At 47.2% G+C, this 1,433-nt stretch carries 1 protein-coding gene; it reads right to left on the reverse strand.

The window, feature by feature from the left end; translation table 11 throughout:
• Positions 1-9: 9 nt before the first annotated feature.
• Positions 10-1,338 (reverse strand): IS4 family transposase, encoded by a 1,329-nt coding sequence (locus tag ACFI6J_RS21430; protein ID WP_061439181.1) that lies wholly within the window; start codon positions 1,336-1,338, stop codon positions 10-12.
• Positions 1,339-1,433: the final 95 nt, after the last annotated feature.

The following is a 1,433-nucleotide window of genomic DNA, read 5'->3' on the forward strand; positions in this document are numbered from 1 at the left end:
TAATGCTAGTCAGTTAAGCTGACTGGCTTTTTTCTTTGTGGGGTATTTAGTCGGTCTTTTCCTCACAACTCGTGGATAATACCTGTCAGGTCGTTTGTCAGGTAACTTCATCATCCTCAACGATTCCATCAGGTATTCATAGTGGACGGGCAGTTTGGTCACTGTGTCTGGGATGGTGGTCAGGAAGAAAACGATGATATGCCTCATGCATAGACCGAAGCTAAGCCGTGAGGGAGATAGCTCCGGCATATCTTTTACGGCATCAAGCATCATCACTCTAATCAGATTGTAGGCGAGTAATAGTCCCCACAGTTCCTGACGCACCATCTCAGATTTCTTGCTGCGAAGCGTCAGCTTTGCCTGATGTAACGTCTGTTTCATTTCCCTGAAGCCCAGTTCTATTTCCCAGCGTTGAACGTACACATCGGCAATCTCTTCGTAGGGGAACTGCATAGCATCGACCATTGAACTAAGCACGCGGTAGGTCTTTCCGTTTACTTCGTAGCTGGTCAGTCTCGCTTCGATGGTTTCAGGTAAACCATCAAACTTCTTCCGCGCCTGAGGCGAGGTCTTGAGGGTGACTACAGCATCATGTTCTCTTAGTTGATGTTTCACTATGTACTGTAAATCTTTACGGGCGGGCAGCATCCAGTGCGTATTAACACCTTTGGTCATCCACAGGTGCAGTAATCCCAGCGAGTAATATCCTCTGTCGAAGAGGGTTAGAGAGTTATCAGGGACTGAAGGAATAAGCCGCTCTGCAAGAGACATCTCTCCGACATCACGGCCGTCAAATTCACTGGCCAAAAGAAGGTGGCTAGACGTTTCCATCAGACTACACATGCGTACCTGCGGGTACGGGTTATCGCCCATCACATTCCGGTCACATCCGAATGCGGCAAGGTTCTCAGTGGTATCCTGGGCACGGAACATCACACCATCAACCGCCAGTACATTTAAACCACACCACTGTTCAAAGGCATACTCACCAAATGCCCGCTGTGCCATCAGCTTAAAGACATGACCGACAGCTTCTTCGCCCAGTCGCTGCCGGGCCTGCACCACTGCGCTGGGAGCAACAAACCTGTTTTTACCAGGTAACGAGATATCCAGTTTATTCGCGATATCCCAGACCGGATCACTACGAAACAGACTCATACCAACAATAGTAAATACGACCGAATCCAAAGGTAAGCGGCGACGTCTGACGGTCGCTACCCCCGATAAAGCATAAGCTTGCTGAAGAAGCTCAGGGTCAATTAAAGACATCAGTTTATTAATAGCATTCAAATCTTCTGCATGAGCAAATGTATCATCGAGGTTTGTAAGCAAAGACATAAAAAAAATCCGATACCAGAGACTGATATCGGATTTTGAAGTCTTAAAACGATCGGTCAACCGATCAGGAAAATATTCTTAACTGATCGGCATTA

The organism is Alteromonas sp. G4i13, assembly GCF_054960505.1.

What these genes read in the sequence shown, in the direction of transcription:
- ACFI6J_RS21430 (WP_061439181.1), bottom strand. Translation starts at nt 1,338, where the DNA reads ATGTCTTTGCTTACAAACCTCGATGATACATTTGCTCATGCAGAAGAT.